General features: G+C 56.6%; 19 protein-coding genes. 12 read left to right on the top strand and 7 right to left on the bottom strand.

Features of this window, described 5'->3' with window-relative positions; all coding sequences use genetic code 11:
- Positions 1 to 4: 4 nt before the first annotated feature.
- The 5 genes from pckA to ACK13D_RS16460 all read right to left on the bottom strand — a co-directional run bounded on the left by pckA (position 5) and on the right by ACK13D_RS16460 (position 6,167).
- Entirely contained in the window at positions 5 to 1,624 is a 1,620-nt protein-coding gene (pckA, locus tag ACK13D_RS16480) for a phosphoenolpyruvate carboxykinase (ATP) (RefSeq protein WP_010253165.1), read from the bottom strand.
- Positions 1,625 to 1,992: 368 nt separating this feature from the next.
- The gene (gene hslO, locus ACK13D_RS16475) at positions 1,993 to 2,859 is read right to left on the bottom strand and encodes an Hsp33 family molecular chaperone HslO (protein WP_418796886.1); all 867 of its coding nucleotides are present in this window, start codon (positions 2,857 to 2,859) and stop codon (positions 1,993 to 1,995) included.
- A 49-nt stretch (positions 2,860 to 2,908) separates the two neighbouring features.
- Positions 2,909 to 3,313 carry a ribosome-associated heat shock protein Hsp15 gene (gene hslR / locus ACK13D_RS16470; protein WP_010253159.1) on the bottom strand — a complete coding sequence of 135 codons (405 nt, stop codon included), beginning with the start codon at positions 3,311 to 3,313 and terminating at the stop codon, positions 2,909 to 2,911.
- A gap of 13 nt (positions 3,314 to 3,326) precedes the next feature.
- Positions 3,327 to 3,974, bottom strand: coding sequence for a GMP/IMP nucleotidase (gene yrfG / locus ACK13D_RS16465; RefSeq protein WP_022624036.1), 648 nt, complete (start codon positions 3,972 to 3,974; stop codon positions 3,327 to 3,329).
- Positions 3,975 to 4,031: 57 nt separating this feature from the next.
- Positions 4,032 to 6,167, bottom strand: coding sequence for an intracellular growth attenuator family protein (locus ACK13D_RS16460; protein WP_418796883.1), 2,136 nt, complete (start codon positions 6,165 to 6,167; stop codon positions 4,032 to 4,034).
- Between the two features lie 391 nt (positions 6,168 to 6,558).
- Between ACK13D_RS16460 and nudE the strand changes: the two genes are divergently transcribed.
- Positions 6,559 to 7,122: an ADP compounds hydrolase NudE gene (gene nudE, locus ACK13D_RS16455; protein WP_010671562.1), complete on the top strand. Its 564-nt coding sequence runs from the start codon at positions 6,559 to 6,561 to the stop codon at positions 7,120 to 7,122.
- Between the two features lie 72 nt (positions 7,123 to 7,194).
- On the opposite strand, the gene mrcA is transcribed toward nudE, so the two are convergent.
- On the bottom strand, positions 7,195 to 9,744 hold the full coding sequence (gene mrcA / locus ACK13D_RS16450) for a peptidoglycan glycosyltransferase/peptidoglycan DD-transpeptidase MrcA (RefSeq protein WP_022624040.1): 2,550 nt from the start codon (positions 9,742 to 9,744) through the stop codon (positions 7,195 to 7,197).
- A gap of 116 nt (positions 9,745 to 9,860) precedes the next feature.
- Between mrcA and pilM the strand changes: the two genes are divergently transcribed.
- From pilM to hofQ, 5 genes are read left to right on the top strand one after another with little or no spacing between them, the layout of a single operon-like run.
- Entirely contained in the window at positions 9,861 to 10,667 is an 807-nt protein-coding gene (gene pilM / locus ACK13D_RS16445; protein ID WP_132499652.1) for a type IV pilus biogenesis protein PilM, read from the top strand.
- A complete protein-coding gene (locus ACK13D_RS16440) occupies positions 10,667 to 11,209 on the top strand; it encodes a PilN domain-containing protein (RefSeq protein ID WP_187505971.1) in 543 nt (180 codons plus the stop codon). Before pilM ends, ACK13D_RS16440 begins: the two co-directional genes overlap by 1 nt.
- Positions 11,202 to 11,696, top strand: coding sequence for a HofO family protein (locus ACK13D_RS16435; protein ID WP_022624043.1), 495 nt, complete (start codon positions 11,202 to 11,204; stop codon positions 11,694 to 11,696). Before ACK13D_RS16440 ends, ACK13D_RS16435 begins: the two co-directional genes overlap by 8 nt.
- The gene (locus ACK13D_RS16430) at positions 11,686 to 12,069 is read left to right on the top strand and encodes a DNA utilization family protein (RefSeq protein WP_022624044.1); all 384 of its coding nucleotides are present in this window, start codon (positions 11,686 to 11,688) and stop codon (positions 12,067 to 12,069) included. Before ACK13D_RS16435 ends, ACK13D_RS16430 begins: the two co-directional genes overlap by 11 nt.
- Positions 12,008 to 13,279 carry a DNA uptake porin HofQ gene (hofQ, locus tag ACK13D_RS16425; RefSeq protein ID WP_418796879.1) on the top strand — a complete coding sequence of 424 codons (1,272 nt, stop codon included), beginning with the start codon at positions 12,008 to 12,010 and terminating at the stop codon, positions 13,277 to 13,279. Before ACK13D_RS16430 ends, hofQ begins: the two co-directional genes overlap by 62 nt.
- A 91-nt stretch (positions 13,280 to 13,370) precedes the next feature.
- Here hofQ and ACK13D_RS16420 read toward each other — a convergent pair whose 3' ends face one another.
- Complete coding sequence (locus tag ACK13D_RS16420) at positions 13,371 to 13,544, bottom strand: hypothetical protein (RefSeq protein ID WP_223265993.1); 174 nt, start codon at positions 13,542 to 13,544, stop codon at positions 13,371 to 13,373.
- 97 nt (positions 13,545 to 13,641) lie between these two features.
- Between ACK13D_RS16420 and aroK the strand changes: the two genes are divergently transcribed.
- The 6 genes from aroK (at position 13,642) to ACK13D_RS16390 (ending at position 18,736) form a co-directional block, all read left to right on the top strand.
- On the top strand, positions 13,642 to 14,163 hold the full coding sequence (gene aroK / locus ACK13D_RS16415; protein WP_003852989.1) for a shikimate kinase AroK: 522 nt from the start codon (positions 13,642 to 13,644) through the stop codon (positions 14,161 to 14,163).
- 38 nt (positions 14,164 to 14,201) lie between these two features.
- Positions 14,202 to 15,290, top strand: a complete 1,089-nt coding sequence (gene aroB, locus ACK13D_RS16410) for a 3-dehydroquinate synthase (RefSeq protein ID WP_010253124.1) — start codon at positions 14,202 to 14,204, stop codon at positions 15,288 to 15,290.
- Positions 15,291 to 15,362: 72 nt separating this feature from the next.
- Entirely contained in the window at positions 15,363 to 16,415 is a 1,053-nt protein-coding gene (locus ACK13D_RS16405) for an SPOR domain-containing protein (RefSeq protein ID WP_022624046.1), read from the top strand.
- Between the two features lie 93 nt (positions 16,416 to 16,508).
- A complete protein-coding gene (dam, locus tag ACK13D_RS16400; RefSeq protein ID WP_022624047.1) occupies positions 16,509 to 17,324 on the top strand; it encodes an adenine-specific DNA-methyltransferase in 816 nt (271 codons plus the stop codon).
- A 67-nt stretch (positions 17,325 to 17,391) separates the two neighbouring features.
- Positions 17,392 to 18,075, top strand: a complete 684-nt coding sequence (gene rpe, locus ACK13D_RS16395) for a ribulose-phosphate 3-epimerase (RefSeq protein WP_010253116.1) — start codon at positions 17,392 to 17,394, stop codon at positions 18,073 to 18,075.
- Positions 18,059 to 18,736, top strand: coding sequence for a phosphoglycolate phosphatase (locus ACK13D_RS16390; protein WP_010253114.1), 678 nt, complete (start codon positions 18,059 to 18,061; stop codon positions 18,734 to 18,736). The genes rpe and ACK13D_RS16390 overlap by 17 nt, the downstream gene beginning before the upstream one ends.
- Positions 18,737 to 18,740 lie beyond the last annotated feature (4 nt).

Genomic DNA, 18,740 nt, shown 5'->3' with positions numbered 1-18,740 from the left:
TCTTTTAGCGTTGCGGGCCAGCTTTCACCAGCGCAGCACCTGCAGCGTTATCCGTGTACTTGTCGAAGTTATCAATAAAGCGCTGCGCCAGACCTTCGGCGGCGGCGGTCCACTTCTCCTCACTCTCCCAGCTACGACGCGGATCGAGCGTATCACTATCCAGTTCGCCCAGCGTAACCGGCATCTGCAGATTAAAGATCGGCAGCGTTTCCATCGGCGCATCATCCAGCTCACCCGCCAGAATGGCATTGATAATGGCGCGGGTATTCTTCAGTGAGATGCGTTTGCCGCTGCCGTTCCAGCCGGTATTGACCAGATAAGCCTGCGCACCGGACGCCTCCATCCGTTTCACCAGCACTTCCGCATACTGCGTCGGATGCAGCATCAGGAACGCCGCGCCGAAACAGGCGGAGAAGGTGGGGGTCGGCTCAGTGACGCCACGCTCGGTCCCCGCCAGCTTGGCGGTGAAACCTGACAGGAAATGATACTGCGTCTGCTCCGGCGTCAGACGTGAAACCGGCGGCAGCACGCCAAACGCATCGGCGGTCAGGAAAATCACTTTCTTCGCGTGGCCCGCTTTTGAGACCGGCTGCACGATATTGTCGATGTGATTGATCGGATAGGAGACGCGGGTGTTTTCGGTTTTGCTGCCGTCGTCGTAATCGACGCTGCCATCTTCGCGGACCACCACATTTTCCAGCAGCGCATTGCGGCGAATGGCGCGGTAGATCTCCGGCTCAGCCTGCTCAGAGAGGTTGATGGTTTTGGCGTAACAACCGCCCTCGAAGTTAAACACGCCATCATCGTCCCAGCCGTGCTCATCGTCACCGATCAGCTGGCGGTCAGGATCGGTAGAAAGTGTGGTTTTACCGGTGCCCGAGAGGCCAAAGAAGACCGCCACATCGCCCGCTTTACCCACGTTTGCTGAGCAGTGCATTGAGGCGATGCCTTTCAGCGGCAGCAGGTAGTTCATGATGGCGAACAGACCTTTCTTCATCTCGCCGCCGTACCAGGTTCCGCCAATCAGCTGCATGCGTTCAGTCAGATTGAAGGCGACAAAGTTTTCAGAGTGAAGACCCTGCGCCTGCCAGTCTGGATTGGTGCATTTGGCGCCGTTCATCACCACAAAGTCGGGAGTGAATTCGGCCAGTTCAGCGTCGTCAGGCTGGATGAACATGTTCTTCACGAAGTGTGCCTGCCAGGCCACTTCGGTGACAAAACGTACGCTCAGACGGGAATCGGCATTGGCACCACAGAACGCATCCACCACAAACAGGCGCTTGCCGGAAAGCTGGCGGGTGACGCAGCTTTTCAGCGCGTTCCAGGTCTCCTGCGACAGGGGCTGATTGTCGTTTTTGCCGGTGCCCTGGTCGTTCCACCACAGGGTATCGCGCGTGGTGTCGTCACGCACAATGTACTTATCCTTTGGCGATCGCCCGGTGAAAATCCCGGTGTCTACTGCAATCGCGCCGCTCTGCGTCAGGGTGCCACGAGCAAAACCTTCGAGGTCCGGGCGCGTCTCTTCCTGAAAAAGCGTGTCGTAATCAGGGTTGTAAACCACTTCCGTGGTATCCACGATGCCCAAAGCGGCAAGGTCTTGCGAGGTCAGGCCGTTAACGCGCATTTTACTGCTCCTTAAATCGGTGTCTGTTCTGCAAAGCAGAGATAGGTTGGGATCGTGCCACCGGCTGTTGTATCGGGTGCGGCAAATCACTGACAGTCGACTGCGCTTCGTCACGACAGCCTGCAAAGATCACCGGGCAATTCAGGGCATCTGCCTCTGACTTCCGGGCGTTTGCACGATCGCGCGCAGTTTACTCTTCTGCGTTAAGGGAAAAAGGGCAGTGATCTAAAAATGCGACTCAGGGCGCGTTAAGGCTATGTTTCGAACGTTTAAAAGATGTTATGAAAGTAAAAAAAGATAATTTGTCTGAAAAATTATGGGGATAGGCATGGGCGGCGGGGAAGGGGCGGCAGAAGCCGCCCGATAAATCAGTGAAGCTGGTTATTATTCTCAAGGGAGTGGCTGCGAATACCGGCGATATCGACGGCGTCAAACACGTAGTTTGAGCCGCAATAGTCGCAGTGCATGTCGATTTTGCCATCTTCCGCGATGATCTCATCCACCTCTTCCTGCGGCAGCGTGGTCAGTACTTCGCCACAGCGCTCACGCGAGCAGGTGCATTTGTAGATCACCGGCTGCGGATCGTAGAGGGTGACCTCTTCCTGATGGTAGAGGCGCCACAGCGCTTCATTCGCAGGCAGATCGATCAGCTCTTCCATTTTAATGGTTTCGGTCAGCGTTGCCAGATGGTCGAAAACCTCTTTCTCCGTATCCTGCGCAGGCATCACCTGCAGCAGAATACCCGCGGCGCCTTTGTCGCTGGTGCGGATAAAAAGCCGCGTTGGCAGCTGCTCTGAGCGCATGAAGTAATCTTCCAGGCACTCCGCCAGGGTTTCACCTTCCAGTCCCACTACACCCTGATAACGTTCGCCCTTTTCAGGGGAAATGGTGATTACCAGATAGCCATTGCCCACCATGCTTTTCAGAGTACTGTCGTCCGGGATGTCGCCTTTGATACGCGCTACGCCGCGCAGTTCCTGGTTGTTGTTGCCGTTGATCACCGCCAGCGACAGCGGACCGTCACCCTGCAATTGCACGGTGATTTCGCCATCAAACTTCAGCGTGGCAGTCAGCAGGCTGGTGGCGACCAGCATCTCACCCAGCAGCGTTTTAACCGGTGCCGGATAATCATGGTTCTTTACGGTTTCACGCCAGGTGTCAGAGACGTTCACCAGCTCGCCGCGCACGGCGGCATTTTCAAACAGATAACGGTGCAGTTGATCCTGGGCTGACATATTTTTTCTCTCACTGGTACGGGGCGATGGCGCGTCAGCTAAGACGGCGTTATTCATCGCCCGATAATTTAAACTTCATCAAATCGCGACGCTCTTTTTTGTCAGGTCGCCGATCGGGATGGGGCATAGTCAGCGCATTCATTTTGCGCGCCTGCGCCATTTTTTCGCGTTTTTCAATGCTGGCATCGGTTTCGCGATAGAGCTGCTGGGCCTCGCTGGCGGGACGGCGCTGAGCGCTGATGTCCGCCACCACCACGGTGCGTTCATCGTTGCCCTGACGCAGTGTCAGTTCCGCATTCAGCTCCACCACTTTGCCAGGTTTGCTGCGCTGGCCGTTGTAATGCACTTTGCCGCCTTCAATCATCTCCCGCGCAATTGCCCGGGTTTTGTAAAAGCGCGCGGCCCACAGCCACTTGTCGAGGCGTACCTCTTCGCTGCTTTTCTCTTTCTTCATTGCTGCTCCTGACTCAGATCAGCGTCCGGTAATCGCCGGTGGCGCGATGACGCTGAAAGATTTGCTCAGGACGACCCGAATCGGGGTTCTTTACGCCTAAGCACTCGCCGATGCCCCATGACGCCGCAGCATCCAGAATCACTTCGCTATCATCGATAAACAGCGTGCGCGGCGCAGAAAAGCCGGTGTGCTGTTGTACCGCCTGCCATAAACGTTGGTCTTCTTTCGGATACCCAAAGGTATGGGTGGAAAGTAATAAATCAAGGTGCGGCGCTAAACCTGTCTGCGCCAGTTTGACGTCCAGATTGTAAGGATGCGCGTTGGTCAGCAGGATAGTGGACTTGCCGGCACGGCGCAGAGCCTGCAAAAAAGGCAGCGTATCGTCACGCAGCGCAATCCGGCTGCGCATCGCCCAGGTCATGGCACGGATGTCCAGCGCCAGCGCTTCTGCCCAGTAATCCAGACAATACCAGTTTAGCGTATGGGCGACGGCCTGATACTTTTCCGCGATGATCGCTTCGGCTTCCGCCCGGGTGATGCCGCGTTGCTGACTGAGTTGTTCAGGCACATGCTCCAGCCAGAAGTGGCGATCAAACGCCAAATCCAGCAGCGTGCCATCCATGTCGAGCAGCACGGTATCAATCTCAGACCAGTTGAGCATGCGGATGTTTCACCCTGTAAAAAAACCGGGCGACAGGGTAGCACAGAAGGGCAGGGCTCAGAATATCGGGCGCACGCTCTGCAAAGTGCCGAGGTTATGATTGAAGCACTTGTCGTAGTAGTGCTGGATATCGATCATGCGCTGGCGATTAAGGTGCATACGGCGCAGCGCCAGTAACCCATTGATCACACCGCAGGTTAACAGCACCAGCAGCAGCAATACGCTGCCGAGATAGCGCCATTGCGCCATGGCATCCGGTTCATTGTGCAGCACGATATGACGCGTGCCGTTTGCATCCGTTGAAATGCTGGTGATGATGCCGCTGGCGCTGAAAGGCGTATGCAGCAGCATGGCGGAGATACGTTGCAGTTCACGCCACTGAGAGGGCGGATCGAGATCAAACAGCGACACGGTTGGCTGAGGCTGATTCACCAGCTGGCGGCCCTCGTCGCTGACGATCAGAAAACCCCCTGGCGGCGGGCTGTTAAGATTTTCTGCTGCACGACGGGTTTCGCGGAAAAAGAAGGTCGAGGTGGCGGTATTGACCAGGTTTTCCAGGGCTTCAGCACTGACCGGCCGCAGCAGCACATTCATGCCGTTTAGCTGGCCGGAATCTGCGCGACGCATCAGCGCTTCCCAGTCTTTGGCATTGCCCAGGTTCACCAGCGCATTTTTCAGGCGCATACAATCCTGTGGCTGATTACAGAGATCCTGCGTTTTCATCACCAGATCGGAGAAGTCATCCAGCAGGATCATGCCGGACTTCTGAATCGCGGAGGCCAGCTGCGGATTCAGTTTAGGATCGGTATTGGTTTCCGGATGCAGCTGCTTTGTGGTGGTCTCCAGCAGAGCAGCGGCTTTATCAATAATGTCCGATTGTGGCTGCGGCAACGGCGTGGCGTTATTCCAGTAGACCGCCGAGCAGTCGAACGGCATGAAGGCGTAACTTCGGTTGCTCTGATAGTTGTCCGGCACCGAACACATGCCAGTACCGCTCACTTTGAGGTTGTCGCCAATATTCAGGGGCACGCTGCTGAGTTTATCGACGCTGCTGACCTCCAGGCTGTCGGTGCCCCTGGCCCAGGCCAGACTGAGCTTGATCGGCATGCCGAGCGGGATCCAGGTGACCAGCATGGTCAGCACCATCAGTGAACCACAGGCCAGCACCACGTTTTTCCGCCAGCGCTGAATAGGGAAGTTTTTGACTTCATCCTGCAGCGACAGGAAGCGACCCTGACGCACCACCTGACGGTTAAGGTAGATCTCCACATCCGTCACCTGTCCCAGATCGTGCGCGACATAAGGCTGCCAGTGTGGTGGATAGGCGAGGTCAATAATCCCCAGTGTGATATTGCTCTGCTCCTGGTTCGATTCGCTGAACAGGCCCCAGCGCTTTGGCGCGCCGCGCAGGCAGTGTATGTCACGCAGGCCGCGCTCACCCGGAATGCGGTAGAGCAGCCACAGGCTGGCGGCAATCATGACTGCACCCGTCAGCACCAGCCAGATCATCAGCGTTGCGGGGACTAACAGGCTGAAGAAGAAGAGTAAGAAGGCAAGAGAGATGATCACCGCTTCACGCGTACCATCTGGCCGCGACAGACGATACTCTTCCGGCGTCTCTTTGCGCACCTGCAGCAGTTCGACGTTTTCCGTTTCCGCTTTGCGGATAGAGGCGTTGGTCGACACCGGACGCATCAGCGTCGGCAGCGATTGCTGATCCACGGCGTAATCCACCAGCGAGTGGCCGTTCAGCGAGATCACCAGCGGAATAGATTGGGTGCGGATTAACTCAACGTAGTTTTCGTCGGCGATGTACTGCTCCCACAGCGGCGGCAGATGAACTTCAACTTCATCAAGGTAGTAGCGCCATTTATGGGGATCGTCCGTGGAGAGTCCGTAGCGGGTAATCGCACGGGTAACGGGGTAGACATTGTTGCTTTGTGCCGTCAGCGTCAGTCGTTCGGACGCGCTGCGCTTATCGGTCGTCACCGTGGTACGGGGCTGCTTTTCCAGCGCGGCGACATACTTATCAACCGCCTCACGCTCCTGAGCAGAGAGTTTACGGCAGGGCGGACTGATAAATGGCAGAGGTTTCGCCAACGGCGGACGATGCCGCATAGCGTACCAGAACCCAATGCCTGCCAGGATTGAACAGGTCAGCACTATGGCCAGGATCATCAAGATTGTGCTCATGCTCTGCTCAATTCAGCCAAAATGCTGCCTTCACTTTAAACTTTCGCTTTCGGTTATGCTCACTATAAAAGAGGCATTCCGGAAGATTATATAACCCTGAGGAGTCAGACACCCGATGAAATAGTGCCAGCGTATATCTGATTAGCATTTGTTAAACCCTGCCTTGTCCGAATGGTAACCGGCTCAGACTGGATTAAATATCGGTATTATCTGAAACTTATCGCAGCATATTGACTAATGCAAATTTAGTCTTAACTGATAACCAAAGGCTGTTATTCAATCGATGTAATCTGTGTAACGATAACGTGATTGTCTGACTGTCGCACAATTGCCTGTGGTTAGGTATGCTAATTCGCTCCAGATAGCCGGCGCAAAATAATTTGAGGCTGATATGAAAATTCCAAAAAAACCTGACATCCTCAATATCACCGCCGTGGCACGTTCACGGTTATTCACCATTGAATCGGTCGATCTGACTTTCAGCAATGGTGCGCATCGCGTTTATGAGCGGATGAAGCCCTCAGAGCGTGAAGCGGTGATGATTGTGCCGATTATTGATGACCATCTGATCCTGATTCAGGAGTATGCCGTCGGACTGGAAACCTATGAGCTTGGTTTCCCCAAGGGGCTGATCGATTCAGGTGAAACCGTGAATGAAGCGGCAGTTCGCGAACTGAAAGAAGAGGTCGGTTTTGGTGCCGAACAGCTGACAACGCTGGGCAAACTCACCATGGCGCCCTCCTACTTTTCCAGCAAAATGAACATTGTGGTGGCGGAAGGTCTCTACGCTGAAAAGCTGGAAGGCGATGAGCCGGAGCCGCTGATTGTCCACCGCTGGCCGCTGAGCGATATGATGTCGCTGCTGGATGAACCCGATTTCCGCGAGGCACGTAATGTCAGTGCGCTGTTTATGGCGCGCGAATGGCTGGTGAAGCAGGGACGGCTGAGTTACTGAATATCATCTGTGACTGAATAAAAAAGGCCGACTGACGTCGGCCTTTTTTACAGTGCGGTTTCGTGGGTCACATCAGAACAGCTCGTGACTCTCACCGTTATCCATAATGGTGGTACCCACATCATGAACCGAATATTCGGTTGGCTGGGTGCCATTGATGAAGTACTCCTGACGGGTGTTACCCCCTCCATTTGCCAGCTTGCCGGTGCTGCGATCGATCGTCACCGTGACCACGCCATCCGGCGGTGTTAACGGCTGCACCGGTACACCATCCAGCGCACTCTTCATGTACTCATCCCATGCCGGTTGCGCGCTCTTGGCACCGCCTTCATAGCCCGAAATCTGATCGGGAATGGCGCCGGAGAGCGTGCTGCGGCCCAGATTGCGGCGCGCATCATCAAAGCCGATCCAGACTGAGGTGACCACGCCAGGGCCGTAACCCGAGAACCAGGCATCTTTCGAGCTGTTAGTGGTACCGGTTTTACCGCCGATATCATTACGCTTGAGGTCACGCCCGGCACGCCAGCCTGTTCCCATCCAGCCCGGTTCGCCAAAGATGTTACTGTTCAGCGCGCTCTTGATCAGGAAGGTGAGCGGGGTGTTGATCACGTGCGGTGCATATTGCTGCTCACCCTGTTGTGCCTGAGCGGGAACCTGCTCCAGTTCAGGCTGAGGAACGGCCTGATTCTGGTTGTTATTAGAGGCTGCAACGTTCTCGACGCTCTCTTCATTCAGGGCCAGCGCTTTTTTGGTCTCGCCGTAGATCACCGGCAGATTGCACTGCGGGCATGCGATCTTCGGTTTCTCTTCAAATACGAGGCCGCCCTGTTCGTTCTCAATCCGGGTGATGAAGTAAGGATCGACCAGGAAGCCGCCATTCGCCATCACGGAGTAGCCGCGCACCACCTGTAACGGGGTAAACGAGGCCGCACCTAATGCCAGCGATTCGGTATGAACAATGTTCTGAGCCGGGAAACCAAAGCGCTGCAGATACTCAGCAGCGTAATCCACGCCCATCGCACGCATCGCACGCACCATCACCACGTTTTTCGACTGGCCTAAACCCTGACGCAGACGAATCGGACCATCGTAAGTTGGCGGTGAGTTCTTGGGACGCCAGTCAGCACCCGCACCCGCATCCCAGCGTGAAATCGGCACATCGTTAAGGATTGAGGCGAGCGTCAGCCCGCGATCCATTGCGGCGGTATAGAGGAAAGGCTTGATGTTAGAGCCGACCTGACGCAGCGCCTGGGTCGCACGGTTAAACATGCTCTGGTTAAAGGCAAAGCCGCCTACCAGCGCGCGCACCGCACCATCATTCGGATCCAGCGAGACCAGCGCCGAGTTCACATCCGGCACCTGGCCCAGCCACCACTCATCACCCACCTTGCGCACCCAGATCTGCTGGCCGGCCTGCAATACCTGCGTCACGCTTTTCGGCGTCGGGCCCTGCACGGTGTCAGACTTATAAGGACGCGCCCAGCGCACACCGGCTAATGCCAGCGACACATTGCTGCCATCTTTCAGCATCACCGTCGCTTCATCGCTGCGCGCTTCGGTTACGACTGCCGGATTGAGCGGACCATAGACCGGCAGCGTCTTCAGCGCTTTCTCAATCTTCGTCTGATCCCATGCCGGTTCACCCACTTTCCACAGCACGCTGGTCGGGCCGCGATAGCCATGACGCATATCGTAGGCCATGACGTTATTGCGAACGGAGGTCTGCGCGGCTTCCTGCAGGCGACGGGTCACGGTGGTGTAGACCTTGTAACCATCGGTGTAGGCATTCTCACCGTAGCGTTTCACCATCTCCTGACGCACCATCTCGCTGAGATAGGGGGCAGAGAAAGCGATTTCCGGACCGTGATACTTCGCGACCAGCGGCGTATTACGCGCCTCATCATACTGCTGCTGCGTGATGTAATGCTGATCCAGCATACGCGCCAGCACCACGTTGCGGCGCGACAGGGCACGACTCGGCGAGTAAAGCGGGTTAAAGGTGGAAGGGGCTTTCGGCAGACCGGCAATCATCGCCATCTCACTCAGCGACAGCTGGTCAACCGGCTTACCAAAATAGACCTGTGAGGCTGCGCCGACGCCATAAGCACGGTAGCCGAGGTAGATCTTATTCAGGTAGAGCTCAAGGATTTCATCTTTGTTCAGCAACTGCTCAATGCGGATCGCCAGGAACGCTTCCTTTATTTTACGCATCAGGGTGCGTTCCGGGCTCAGGAAGAAGTTACGGGCCAGCTGCTGAGTGATAGTACTGGCACCCTGCGAGGCGTGACCGGAGACCAGCGCAACGCTGGCCGCACGGAAAATACCCACCGGATCAACACCATGGTGCTCATAAAAACGGCTATCTTCGGTCGCAATAAACGCTTTCACCATCACAGGTGGCACTTGCTGCAGAGTCAAAGGAATACGGCGCATTTCGCCATACTGGGCGATCAGATCGCCATCGGCGCTGTAAACCTGCATAGGGGTTTGCAGACGCACATCTTTCAGTGTGTTTACGTCGGGCAGCTGCGGCTCTATGTATTTGTATAAACCATAAATCGAGCCAGCTCCCAACAGGATGCAACACACTGCAAGGATCAATAAATACTTTACGAACTTCACCTGGAATTTCCCATCTGTTGTCGTTTGAGCAGTTTATAAACAACCGCGCGGTAGTATAAAGGCAAGCCAGACGCTTTGATATGTCCATTTTCCCGGACGATAAGGAGATCGCGCGTATGGCTTTTCATACCTGGCAAATTGGGCTGGATATTCAGAATAGGCAGATTTGCGCCCTGGCCCTCCAGCCTCGTCGTGATGGCTGGCAGCTACGCCACTGGTGGCAGCAGCGGCTGCCGCAAGATACGTTAAGAAACGGCGTGCTGCAATCTTCGCCTGAATTACTGGCGGCCTTAACGACCTGGCGTCAGCGGTTACCACGCCGTTATTCGCTGCGGGTCGGATTGCCTGCCCAGCTGGTGCTGCAGCGCCAGCTTCCCCTGCCTGCGCAGTCGCTGAAGGAGCCCGCGCTGGGGCACTACGTGCAGGCGGCCGCGCGCCGTCTCTTTCCGCTGGAGCCCGCTGCGCTGGCGCTGGATTACCGGCCGGATGTGCAGAGCGGGCAGCTCTGCGTCACGGCAGCGCGGCTGGAGATTATCGACCAGTGGGCGGCACCCCTGTTGCAGGCGGGTTTAAAGCCGCAGGTGTTCGAACTGACCACCGAGGCGCTGAAGCGGTTAGCCCGGCAGGCAGCGCTGCAGGACGACGCGGTGCTGGTTCTGCAGCAGGATAACCGCTGGCTCTGGAGCGATGCGCACACCGCTGCTGACACAGGCGAAGCCGCCACGCTGGAGGCACTGCAACGGCAGGCCTTTCCCGGGGCGCGTTCTGTCGCCTGGTGTACCGCAGAGCAGACGCCGTTGCCCGCAGACGTTAGCGCGTTTTCCCCTTTTGATCTGTTTCGTTATAAGCAGCCACCTTTGCCGGAGAATCCGGGCGCTTTTGCGCTGGCGGCCGGGCTGGCGCTGCGCGACGGAGATGAGTGATGGTCGCGGTTAATCTGCTGCCCTGGCGGCAGCGCCGTCGGCAACAGCAGCGGCGACAGAGCCTGGTCGTGCTGTCACTGGCGACTGGCGCCCTGTTACTGGTGGTGATGCAGCAAACCTGGCGGATACAGCAGACGCGTCAGCAGGTGGCGCAGGCGAGCAGGACGCAGCAGCAGGCGCTGGAAAGCCTTGGGCAGCAGTTAGCGCAACAGAAGCAGTTACTGGAGCAGCTCGCAGTCGTGCAAAAACAGCAGGTGAAGCATCGCCAGCAGGCTGCACAACTGGCCGCCTGGCAGCAGTTCTGGCTCGATTTACCCGCGTTGCTGCCCGACACCGCCTGGCTGACCCGGCTGGAAAAGCGCGACAACCGTCTGACACTGGAGGGGCAGGCACAGGATATGGCGGCAGTCCGACAGTTCCGCCAGCAATTAACCACTGTGGCCCTGTTTGGTCTGGTGAAGCAGGGCGGGGTTAAGCGTCAGGCTGATGGCCATTATCGGTTTTCACTGCGGGCAGAGATGCAGGAGGTGAACAGTGAGTGAATGGTGGGAGCGCTGGTGGCAGATGGCCGCTATTGCGCGCTATGGCTTGCTCGCCGCACTCTTATCCGGTCTGCTGCTGCTCTTCTGGATCCTGTGGTTACGGCCACAGCAGCAGGCGCTCATTGCTGAACAGCAGACGCTGTTGCAGTTGACCCGCACTCTGCAGCTGCGCCAGCACCAGTGGCGTCAGAACCCTGATAATGCGCAGTTGCAGGCGCAGCTGCAGTCGATGCAGATCGCGAGATCAGCATCTGCATCGGGCCGTGCAGTGGAAGAGATCCTGGCGGCACGCCGTAGCCAGCTTGAAGAGTGGCAGCCGGACGCCCCCTCACGCATGCTGACGCTGCATCTGCAGTGGCCGGCGTTCCAGTCGCTTTTTGCCGAGCTTGCCCAGGCCTCCGCACCGTTTCCGGTGCATTTCCAGCTGCTGGCGCAGCCGCAGTACCTGGTGGCTCAACTCTGGCTGGAACCTGACGATGCGCCATAGTCTGCTGATTTTACTGTTGTGCTGTGGCGGCGTACTGGCGCGCGATCCGTTCCGGCCTGTAGCCGGTTCCGTCTGTGAGGCGTCAGTGGAACCGCTCACCGGCTGGCGTCTGCAGGGGATCATTGGCCGGGAGGCGCATTTCCATGCCTGGCTGCTGACCCCGCAGGGAGAGAGTATTACGGCCCGCACCGGCAAGCCATTTCCATTCGCACCCTGGCAACTGGCGGATATGACCCGCCGCAGCCTCACCTTAGCGGTGCCGAATAGCTGCAACGCACAACAGACCGCATTTTATTTAAAAGGACGTTCGCATGATAAGGATAACCACTCTGCTGCTGCTACTAAGCTGCCTGCCGCCGGTTCACGCCGCTGATGAGGAACCTCTCAGTCTGACTTTTGATAACGCCCCGGTAGAGCGTATTTTGCAGGCGCTGGCTGACTATCAGCAGATCAATCTGATGATTGCGCCAGAGGTTGAAGGTTCGTTATCGCTGCGGCTGGATAACCTGCCCTGGCATCAGGCGCTCAACCTGGTGGCGCGCATGGCAAAGCTGACGCTGGTTGAACAGGATAATGTCCTGCTGGTCTATCCGGAAAGCTGGCAGCAGGCTCAGCAGCAGGCACGTGAGGCTGAGCAGCAGTCGCAGTTGCAGCAGGTTCCTTTGCAACAGCGCGCTGTGATATTGCGTTATGCCAGCGCCAGCGAGGTGTATGCCAGCCTGCTGAGTGAGCGTCAGTCGCTGATGACACCGCGCGGTAGCGTGACGGTCGACAAACGCACCAATGCATTGTTACTGCGCGATACTGCGGCGGCTTTAAAAGAGACGGAGCGATGGATACGGGCGCTGGATCTGCCACTGGAACAGATTGAGCTGTCAGCCCACATCGTCACTATCAGCGAGGAGCATCTGCAGGAGCTGGGCGTGAAGTGGGGATTGCAGGCGGGGGACGCCGCCGTAACGGATATCCTGCATCATCCGCGGCTGGATGTTCCGCTGGCGGTGAGTTCACCCGGCATCAGCGTGGGTATGGCGCTGGCGCGCATTGGAGGGCAGCTTCTGGATCTGGAGTTAAGTGCGCTGGAGCAGGAGAACCAGATTGAAATTATCGCCAGTCCGCGCCTCTTTACCTCACATCAGCAGACCGCTTCGATTAAGCAGGGCACAGAAATTCCTTATGAGGTGTCGGCAGGAAACAGCGGGGCCACCAGTATTGAGTTTAAAGAAGCGGTACTGGGTATGGAGGTGACACCGACGATTTCCGGCAATGGCCGCATCCAGCTGAAGATCCATATCAGTCAGAATATGCCGGGTCGCAGCATCAGAACCGGCGATAGCGACATATTATCCATCGATAAACAGGAAATTGAGACTCAGGTCACGGTCAGTGACGGGCAAACACTGGCGTTAGGCGGTATCTTTCAGCAGCAGCGCACCCGCGGACAGAATCAGGTGCCGCTACTGGGAAATGTGCCGCTGATTGGCGGGTTGTTTCGCCAGCAATCTGATCAGCGCAAAAAAAGAGAGCTGGTGATCTTCATTACGCCGCGATTGGTCAGGGAAGCAGCGCTTACGGCTGGATAAAACGGAAAATGCGTCCCTTAAGGCCATCTGCGTTGACGCAGGAGAGGAATTAGCTTACAAGGTTTAGCGATTTTCAATACGGTGTAACCGTCTATGCTGGGTAAATCCCGGCAAACAGATCAGAAAACTCCTCTGTACGCAGCGTTGTAAAGACGCAGCGCTGGCGCGTTACAGTTTCGCGAACACAGGCCAATTCAGAAATGGATGTGCTGAAGGCAATATAATCGGTTGCCAAACAGCCTTGAGTGTTGAGATAATTTTTCATCTGACTCTTGCTAACGCTCATGAGGTCTCAGTTCCTGTCCCGCCAGCAAATGCTGAACGCGGGGTATCATTAACGAATTCTTAGTAATACCGACAAAATGGCAGAGAAACGCAATATCTTTCTGGTTGGGCCGATGGGTGCCGGCAAAAGCACTATTGGCCGTCAGTTGGCTCAGCAACTCAACATGGAGTTCTTCGATTCCGATCAGGAAATTGAGCGACGCACCGGAGCGGATGTGGGCTGGGTTTTTGATGTCGAAGGCGAAGCTGGCTTTCGCGATCGCGAAGAAAAAATCATTAACGAACTGACCGAGAAGCAAGGCATCGTCCTGGCGACAGGCGGTGGTTCCGTCAAATCCCGGGAAACGCGTAATCGTCTCTCCGCCCGCGGTGTTGTGGTTTATCTTGAAACCACCATCGAGAAGCAACTGGCGCGCACCCAACGTGACAAAAAACGTCCGTTGCTGCAGGTGGATTCACCGCCGCGTGAAGTGCTCGAAGCGCTGGCTGGCGAACGTAACCCGCTCTACGAAGAGATCGCCGATGTAACCATTCGCACAGATGATCAGAGTGCGAAAGTGGTGGCGAATCAGATTATCCACATGTTGGAAAAAAGTTGATCCAACGTTCGAAGGCTCCTTAACAGGTATCGGGCATCATGGAGAAGATCACCGTCTCACTGGGGGAACGCAGTTACCCCATCACTATCGCTGCCGGACTGTTTAACGATCCGGCTTCTTTTTGGCCGCTAACCGCGGGCGAAAACGCCATGGTGGTGACAAACCAGACGCTGGCTCCGCTTTATCTTGACCAGCTGACGGCGCTGCTGACGGCGGCAGGTGTAAAAGTGGATCAGGTGATCTTACCCGACGGCGAGCAATATAAGACGCTGGCCGTGATGGATCAGGTTTTTACCGCGCTCCTGCAAAAGCCGCACGGTCGTGATACGACGCTTATCGCCTTAGGCGGCGGCGTCATTGGCGATCTTACCGGTTTTGCTGCGGCCAGTTATCAGCGTGGCGTACGCTTTATTCAGGTACCGACCACCTTACTGTCGCAGGTCGACTCTTCGGTTGGCGGCAAAACGGCCGTTAACCATCCGCTGGGCAAAAACATGATCGGCGCGTTTTATCAACCCGCGTCGGTGGTGATTGATACTGCCTGTCTGCAGACGTTGCCCGCGCGCGAACTGGCGTCGGGTCTGGCGGAAGTGATTAAGTACGGCATCATCCTCGACGGTGCGTTTTTCCAGTGGCTGGAGCAGAATCTTGATGCCCTGCTGGCGCTGGATGAACAGGCGCTGGCGTACTGCATTCGTCGCTGCTGTGAACTGAAAGCCGAAGTCGTGGCCGCCGATGAACGTGAAAACGGTCAGCGGGCGTTGCTGAATCTGGGCCATACTTTTGGTCATGCGATTGAAGCACACATGGGCTATGGCAACTGGCTGCACGGTGAAGCGATTGCAGCGGGCATGGTGATGGCGGCACGCACGGCTGAACGCCTGGGGCAGTTCCAGGCGCAGGAGACGGACCGCATTATTGCCCTGTTCCTGCGTGCCGGTTTGCCGGTACATGGGCCGGAGGCGATGAGTGCGGAGATGTATCTGCCGCACATGATGCGCGATAAGAAAGTTCTGGCGGGCGAATTGCGGCTGGTACTCCCGCTGTCGATTGGCCGCTCTGAAGTGCGTGGTGGCGTGGCACATGATATGGTGCTGGCTGCAATTAATGATTGTCAGCAATCCTGAGATTAAGCAGTTGAGTGGTGACGCGGCGCGCAGGGTGCGCAGTGCGGAATGCCGCTTTACGGAGGAGGCAAAATGGATGAGTTTAAACCGGAAGATGAGTTAAAACCTGACGCCAGCGATCGCCGTCCCTCGCGCCCTCGTAAGTCGTCTCCCGCAGCCAAAATACCGGTTTCGCGCCAGCGCATCATGATGGGTGTCGGGATCCTGGTTCTGCTGTTACTGGTACTGGGTATTGGTTCGGCGCTGAATGGCCCGGATGAGAAAAAACCTGCGACTGCGGGCAACACGCCTGCCGCTGGCGGCGGTTCCGGCAGTGAGAAGAATATCGACCTGGCCGGCTCCTCTTCCATGTCAGGTGGACAGACGACGCCAACCGGCGGGCAGACCACGCCAGCTACCAGCGAAAATAACGCGGCGACCAGCGGTAATGCTGCGTCTGACCCGCAGCGCGACGTCTCAATGCCGCCTGTGGCTTCAACGCCTACGCAGGCAGCCCCTGTTGAGACGCCAGCAAATCAGCAGCGTGTCACGCTGCCGGGCGATCTGAACAGCGCGCTGAGTAATCAGCAGCAGCAGGTCGACAGTGCCGCGATGGGCACGCAGGGTGGCAGTTCACTGCCAACAGCCCCTGCCACGGTCAGCGGCAATGCCGGAACGGCTGCGAATCCGGTTACGGCCCCTGCAGGCCGTCAGACGCCAAACAAATCAAACGCTTCTGCCCGTCCGGCGCACGATTCATCGCATAAAACTGCTTCGAAGCCTGCAACCCGTGACAGCAAAACACATACCACGCCAGCACGTACGCCAGCCCCTTCTGCTCCGGCCACTGCGGCAGCAGGCAGCAGTTCAGCCAGCAAATCATTACCAGGCGGCAGCTATACCCTGCAGCTGAGCGGTGCATCGAAGGCGGAAAGCCTGAATGCCTGGGCTAAGCAGCAGAATCTGAGTGGGTATCACGTCTACAAAACCACCCGTAACGGTCAGTCGTGGTACGTGCTGGTGAGTGGTTCCTATGCCACACCGGCTGATGCCAAACGCGCGGTAGCCTCACTGCCTGCCGAAGTGCGTGCGAAGAACCCGTGGGTTAAACCAGTAAGCCAGGTGAAGAAAGAAGCCAGCCAATAGCGGATGTGGGGCCAGTTTCTGGCCCCGTTTTAAGCGCAGATCTGCTGTCGGTCCAGCCACAGCCTCACAATAAGATGTAATAACCACGACAGCATGAAAAAAAATCGCGCTTTCCTGAAATGGGCAGGGGGAAAATTTCCCTTAGTAGAAGAGATCCATCGCCATCTGCCGCAAGGCGACTGTCTGGTAGAACCCTTTGTTGGCGCGGGTTCGGTGTTTCTGAACACTGAATTTGATCGCTACCATCTGGCTGATATCAACAGTGACCTGATTAATCTCTATAACATTGTTAAAACGCGCACGGCGGATTTCATCCGTGACGCGCAGCTGCTGTTTACGCCGGAAAGTAACAACGAGATCTGTTATTACCAGCGTCGCACCGAATTTAACACCAGCACCGACGCCTACCTGCGCGCGCTGTTGTTCCTCTATCTGAACCGTCACTGTTACAACGGCCTCTGTCGCTATAACCTGCGTGGCGAGTTCAACGTGCCGTTTGGCCGCTATCGCAAACCCTACTTTCCTGAAGCAGAACTGTTATGGTTTGCCGAGCGTGCGCAAAAAGCGACGTTTGTCTGTGAATCGTACGATGTTACCCTGACCAATGCCGGTAAAGGCTCGGTAGTCTATTGCGATCCGCCTTATGCGCCGCTGTCGGCAACGGCCAATTTCACGGCTTATCACACCAACAGCTTCAGCCTGCGTGAGCAGGAGAACCTGGCGGCGTTAGCGGCAAAGCTGGCTTCGTCGGAGAACCGGATACCGGTACTGATTTCTAACCACGACACTGCACTGACGCGTTTATGGTATCAGGATGCAGAGTTACATGTGGTCAAAGCCCGGCGTTCTATCAGCCGAAGCATAACGGGTCGCACCAAGGTCGACGAACTGCTGGCACTTTATAGCTAGTCTGTTTCGTCCGCGACCAACGCATTACGCCAGCCTGCGTGCTGGCGCACAACAGTGGGAGAATCGGATGAAACAATATTTGCTGGCCCCTTCAATCCTTTCGGCGGACTTTGCTCGCCTGGGCGAAGACACAGCCAAAGCGCTGGCGGCCGGAGGTGACGTGGTTCACTTCGACGTGATGGACAACCACTACGTGCCTAATCTGACCATGGGTCCGATGGTGCTGAAAGCACTGCGCGACTATGGCATCACTGCCCCCATCGATGTGCATCTGATGGTGAAGCCGGTAGATGCGCTAATCCCTGATTTCGCCAAAGCGGGTGCCACCTACATCACCTTTCATCCCGAAGCCAGCGAACACGTTGACCGCACCCTGCAAATCATCAAAGAGCATGGCTGCAAAGCGGGTCTGGTGTTTAACCCGGCGACCCCGCTGAGCTACCTCGATTACGTCATGGATAAGCTGGATATCATTCTGCTGATGTCAGTGAACCCTGGCTTTGGCGGTCAGTCATTTATTCCTGGTACACTGGATAAACTGCGTGAAGCGCGCAGACGTATCGATCAGAGCGGTTACAGCATTCGTCTTGAAGTGGATGGTGGCGTGAAGATCGACAATATTGGCCAGATCGCTGCCGCCGGTGCCGACATGTTTGTCGCCGGTTCCGCGATCTTCGGTCACCCTGACTATAAAAAAGTGATCGATGATATGCGCAACGAACTGGAGAAGGCCAATGGCTCATTTCACTGATATTCGTGCGCTGGCGTTTGATCTCGATGGGACACTGGTGGATAGCGCACCCGGCCTGGCCGATGCGATTGACCGCACGCTGAACGACCTCCGTCTGCCGCAGGCGGGCCTTGAGCGTGTCTCAACCTGGATTGGCAACGGCGCGGATATCATGATGGCCCGCGCGCTGACCTTCGCGCTGGGCCGTGAGCCGCAGCCGGAAGAGCAGCGTGATGCGCGGGCACTGTTTGACCGGCATTATGCCGATACCGTGGATGCGGGCAGTACGCTGTTTCCACAGGTAAAGCAGACGCTGGCCGCATTAAAGGCTGCCGGGCTGCCGATGGCGATAGTCACCAACAAGCCGACGCCGTTTGTGGCACCGCTGCTGGAGTCGCTTGGCATTGCTGATGCGTTTTCGCTGATTATCGGTGGCGACGATGTGCCGGTTAAAAAACCGCATCCTGCGGCAATTTTTATGGTGCTGGGCACCTTTGGTGTGTTGCCGAATGAGTTGCTGTTTGTCGGCGACTCACGCAATGATATCCAGGCGGCACAGGCGGCGGGCGTACCCAATATCGGCATGACCTTTGGCTATAACTATGGCGAGCCGATTGCCACCAGCCAGCCCGATTTAACCCTCGACTCTTTCGACGAACTTTTGCCCGCTCTGGGGCTGTAAATAT

The organism is Pantoea sp. K16 (assembly GCF_048452805.1).
Taxonomy (GTDB): Bacteria; Pseudomonadota; Gammaproteobacteria; order Enterobacterales; family Enterobacteriaceae; genus Pantoea; species Pantoea agglomerans.
The sequence above is the reverse complement of the archived record's forward strand: the minus strand, read 5'-3'. Positions and strand labels throughout refer to the sequence as shown.

Excerpts from the sequence above, each read along its gene's own strand:
- pckA (WP_010253165.1), bottom strand. The coding sequence starts at position 1,624 with ATGCGCGTTAACGGCCTGACCTCGCAAGACCTTGCCGCTTTGGGCATC.
- hslO (WP_418796886.1), bottom strand. The coding sequence starts at position 2,859 with ATGTCAGCCCAGGATCAACTGCACCGTTATCTGTTTGAAAATGCCGCC.
- hslR (WP_010253159.1), bottom strand. The coding sequence starts at position 3,313 with ATGAAGAAAGAGAAAAGCAGCGAAGAGGTACGCCTCGACAAGTGGCTG.
- yrfG (WP_022624036.1), bottom strand. The coding sequence starts at position 3,974 with ATGCTCAACTGGTCTGAGATTGATACCGTGCTGCTCGACATGGATGGC.
- ACK13D_RS16460 (WP_418796883.1), bottom strand. The coding sequence starts at position 6,167 with ATGAGCACAATCTTGATGATCCTGGCCATAGTGCTGACCTGTTCAATC.
- nudE (WP_010671562.1), top strand. The coding sequence starts at position 6,559 with ATGAAAATTCCAAAAAAACCTGACATCCTCAATATCACCGCCGTGGCA.
- pilM (WP_132499652.1), top strand. The coding sequence starts at position 9,861 with ATGGCTTTTCATACCTGGCAAATTGGGCTGGATATTCAGAATAGGCAG.
- ACK13D_RS16440 (WP_187505971.1), top strand. The coding sequence starts at position 10,667 with ATGGTCGCGGTTAATCTGCTGCCCTGGCGGCAGCGCCGTCGGCAACAG.
- ACK13D_RS16430 (WP_022624044.1), top strand. The coding sequence starts at position 11,686 with ATGCGCCATAGTCTGCTGATTTTACTGTTGTGCTGTGGCGGCGTACTG.
- hofQ (WP_418796879.1), top strand. The coding sequence starts at position 12,008 with ATGATAAGGATAACCACTCTGCTGCTGCTACTAAGCTGCCTGCCGCCG.
- ACK13D_RS16420 (WP_223265993.1), bottom strand. The coding sequence starts at position 13,544 with ATGAAAAATTATCTCAACACTCAAGGCTGTTTGGCAACCGATTATATT.
- aroK (WP_003852989.1), top strand. The coding sequence starts at position 13,642 with ATGGCAGAGAAACGCAATATCTTTCTGGTTGGGCCGATGGGTGCCGGC.
- aroB (WP_010253124.1), top strand. The coding sequence starts at position 14,202 with ATGGAGAAGATCACCGTCTCACTGGGGGAACGCAGTTACCCCATCACT.
- ACK13D_RS16405 (WP_022624046.1), top strand. The coding sequence starts at position 15,363 with ATGGATGAGTTTAAACCGGAAGATGAGTTAAAACCTGACGCCAGCGAT.
- dam (WP_022624047.1), top strand. The coding sequence starts at position 16,509 with ATGAAAAAAAATCGCGCTTTCCTGAAATGGGCAGGGGGAAAATTTCCC.
- rpe (WP_010253116.1), top strand. The coding sequence starts at position 17,392 with ATGAAACAATATTTGCTGGCCCCTTCAATCCTTTCGGCGGACTTTGCT.
- ACK13D_RS16390 (WP_010253114.1), top strand. The coding sequence starts at position 18,059 with ATGGCTCATTTCACTGATATTCGTGCGCTGGCGTTTGATCTCGATGGG.